Annotated in this window: 4 protein-coding genes; 1 reads left to right on the forward strand and 3 read right to left on the reverse strand. The window is 29.9% G+C overall.

What is annotated here, in order from left to right; all coding sequences use genetic code 11:
* Positions 1–676 (reverse strand): ABC transporter permease subunit (locus AC1DJR_RS22390; protein ID WP_477003534.1); only part of this gene is annotated, 676 nt, incomplete at its 3' end.
* Positions 669–1,562 (reverse strand): ABC transporter ATP-binding protein, encoded by an 894-nt coding sequence (locus AC1DJR_RS22395; protein ID WP_477003535.1) that lies wholly within the window; start codon positions 1,560–1,562, stop codon positions 669–671. The genes AC1DJR_RS22390 and AC1DJR_RS22395, both read right to left, overlap by 8 nt.
* A 164-nt stretch (positions 1,563–1,726) precedes the next feature.
* Here AC1DJR_RS22395 and AC1DJR_RS22400 point away from each other — a divergent pair, with 164 nt between their 5' ends.
* A complete protein-coding gene (locus AC1DJR_RS22400) occupies positions 1,727–2,320 on the forward strand; it encodes a TetR/AcrR family transcriptional regulator (RefSeq protein ID WP_060750794.1) in 594 nt (197 codons plus the stop codon).
* A 95-nt stretch (positions 2,321–2,415) separates the two neighbouring features.
* Here AC1DJR_RS22400 and AC1DJR_RS22405 read toward each other — a convergent pair whose 3' ends face one another.
* On the reverse strand, positions 2,416–3,384 hold the full coding sequence (locus tag AC1DJR_RS22405) for a helix-turn-helix transcriptional regulator (protein WP_429687862.1): 969 nt from the start codon (positions 3,382–3,384) through the stop codon (positions 2,416–2,418).
* Between the last annotated feature and the right edge of the window lie 98 nt (positions 3,385–3,482).

A 3,482-nucleotide genomic window follows, 5' to 3' on the forward strand; every position in this document is an offset into this window, starting at 1 on the left:
GTGTAAATAATGACATATTTCTCATCCACTCTAACTTATCACTTAATTTCCCTACCATATCTAATACGAAAAATAAGATTGTTAAACTGGCTGAGTAGCTAAGTGCCTTTCTTTCATCATTACATATACAAGAAAAGAAAAATGAATAGGCACTAACTACTAAAAATATAAGCCCTCCGACTATGTTTATTTTCAAAAATAATTCTCGATTTAAGTTATTATCTTTTAAAAACCATTCTGCACCTAATATACCAGCTACATAAGTAACAATTACAATTATTAGTAGCCCCAATATGAGAACAGCAGCTTGTGTAATTGCAATTTGCACCCTTGATACAGGTGTTGCTAATAAATATGCCWTCGCCCCTTTATCTACATGACGAGCAATTAAATGCGTTGCAACCGTGACGCAAAAAATTGTTAAAATGATAATAAACAATAGGCTATARTACTCMCCAGCTAAAAAATCCATTACRTTTTGAATTGGRCTTTCCATTCCAACGATTTTTTTTACACTATCAGGCATGGCACTTATTAATTCATTTAACCCTTTCGCTGAAACCATCGATGGGAATATCCAAATTAATAACCATAAATAAAGCGCTGCACCAGTAGCATAGCTCAATATACTTTTTTTCGTTTCTTTCAAACTAGCTAAAAATAGTTGTTTATTCATGCTTTATCCCTTCTTTCTTCTCGTAATAATGCATAAATAAATGTTCTAAATCCGTCGCTCTCGTTTGAAGTGCCGTTACATTATAGTTTGAAAGTATTTGTAAAACAGTTTGATAGTTTCCTTGCACAATAATTGACGCCTCTCTACCTTTCACTCCTTCAAATTGCAAATCACATTGTTTAAGAGACTCGATTTCTTCTTGAGATGATACTGTTACATCTATCACCTGTCTTCTCATKYCTTGTAAATCATGAATGTTTTCAACGGTTACAAGACAACCATCTTTAATAATAGCTACTCTGTCACAAGTTCTCTCAATTTCAGTGAAAATATGTGATGACATAAGGATTGTTTTTCCTCTTTGCTTTTCCTCTAATATTAAATCTATAAATACTTGTTGCATAAGTGGATCGAGTCCTGATGTCGGTTCATCTAAAATTAACACTTCTGGATCATGCATAAATGCCGCAACTATACCTACTTTTTGTTTCATTCCTTTAGACATTTTTCGAATTGGTGTTTTCACATCGAACTGCAAACGTTCTATCAATTCATCTCGTCTTTTTATATTTTTTAAACCATGCATTCCTTGCATCAAATTTAAAAACTCTAATCCATTCATTCCTTCAATAAAAGAAATCTCTCCTGGTAAATAGCCAACTTCTCTTTGAATTTTCGCCGCATCTTTCCAACAATCTAATCCGAAAATTGTCGCTTTACCAGCCGTCGGTTTTATAAATCCCATTAAATTACGAATCGTTGTTGATTTCCCAGCACCATTTGGTCCTAAGTAGCCAAAAACTTCTCCTTCTTTCACTTCAAATGTAATATCAAACAAGCCTTTTCCATTTGAAAACTGTTTTGTAACATTTTGAACTGAAATCATAAACTCACCTCATTTTTTGAAATATTTAACATGTGATATTTCAAAATTATTGTACTCCTCATCTTTCATATTCGCAACAACTTTTTGAAATATTTATATCTCCATATTTCAAAAATATTGTTTTCAATTATTTTTTCTTGTATATTTTAAATGAGGTGATTGTATTGAACGGCTTTGAAAAAGTGAAAGAAAAGAAAAAACGTGCCATTAAAGATGCGGCCTTTTCATTATTTTCAGAACGTGGATTTAATGAAGTGAAAATAGAACATATTGCAAAAAAAGCAAACGTTTCTCAAGTGACAATTTATAATCATTTCGGAAGTAAAGATGCGTTATTTAGGGAACTTATACAAGAATTTATAATATCTGAATTTCAATATTATAAAGAGCTTGCAGAAGAAAAATTACCTTTTCATGATATGATGCAAAAAATGATTGTAAGAAAAATGAATACTGGGGGGTTATTTCAGCCTGATATGTTACTACAAATGATGCAAAGAGACGAAGCGCTCCGAGAATTTATTTATAGTTATCAAAACGAAAAAATCTTGCCTTGGTATTTAGAAATATTAGAACAAGCACAGCGCAAAAATGAAATTAATCCACACCTTTCAAAAGAAATGATGTTACTYTACATTCAAATGTTCACTAAATTAGGTGATGATTTCGGGGCACAGCTTCTTGAAGGAAATCGAGAAAAACATATACAAGATATAGTTACGATGTTCTTTTACGGACTTTCTGTTCCAGAAAAATAATTTTTTCTAAAGAACAAACAAAATCATAAAAAAACCCTTTGGATATTTAAATCTCAAGGGCTTTTTCATGTCGAAAAGAATTATTAAAACTAACTTTATCTCAAAGAAGTTAAATGATGTTTTATAGATACTACCTTATTATAAATTAAATCTTTCAGCATGACAGGCTGAATTGAGATAATCGTTTTTCCGAAATTCAAAAAATAACTTGAAATAAAATCAATTTCTTTCTTGTTAAAATAGCCTGTTATAATGTAATTTTCTTTTTCTTTTTGTATCCTCATGGAAGGATAATTCTCTTTATCAAAAATGTCTTTTCCTTTTTGATTAACAATGACAATAAAATCAATTGCATCAGGCTTTCTGTGAAAAGTAGTAAGATAACTTAATAGTTCTTCGAGCTTTTTTGGATTAGTATTGCTTGTTTCCATAATAGAAAGAATTTTATCACATCTAATTATTTGAACATTACTTGTCTCAAAATTAAAAATTTTAGCATACCACTGTCCAAATTTAGATTCTATTCGAATAAATTGGGCGACCAATGCTTTCTCCTCATCTTTTTTCAAATATGTTAAACGATAAACCCGTTCAGCAAAAATCCCCTGTAAAAGTTCTTTTAAGAACGGACTAAAGTTACTATGATTTGTTACTTCAAAGGAAAGTGTTCGTTCCATGATTGAAATATTTTTACTCACATTATCAGGTAATACATGTTTAAATTTATTTTCAAGCGCAATACTTTCTATATTAAATGGCTTTGTTTTGTATCCATTTAATGTAAGCATCGAAAAGTATAACGCATACATTTCATCCACACTAAAATATATTGGTGATAACACACTATTTTCTATAATTTTATAACTCCCATTTCTACCTAGTTCAGAATATATTGGTACACCTATTTCTTCTAATGATTGAATATCTCGTAGAGCGGTACTTTTAGAAATATCATATCTAACCATTAAATCTTTTAAATTAAAATATCTTTTATTATTTAAGAAAATAAGCATATCATTTATTCGTTCAGTTTTTTTCATATTTCCCTCCATAAAAGGTGTCATGTATTGAAACCTTTTTAGTCTATATTATAATTATTAACTAATAAAGGAGTTATATATTTATGACATTAGAAATAGCTATTTTTCTTTCAATGAATGGG

The sequence above is a fragment of the Bacillus sp. 05T31 genome, from assembly GCF_056396725.1.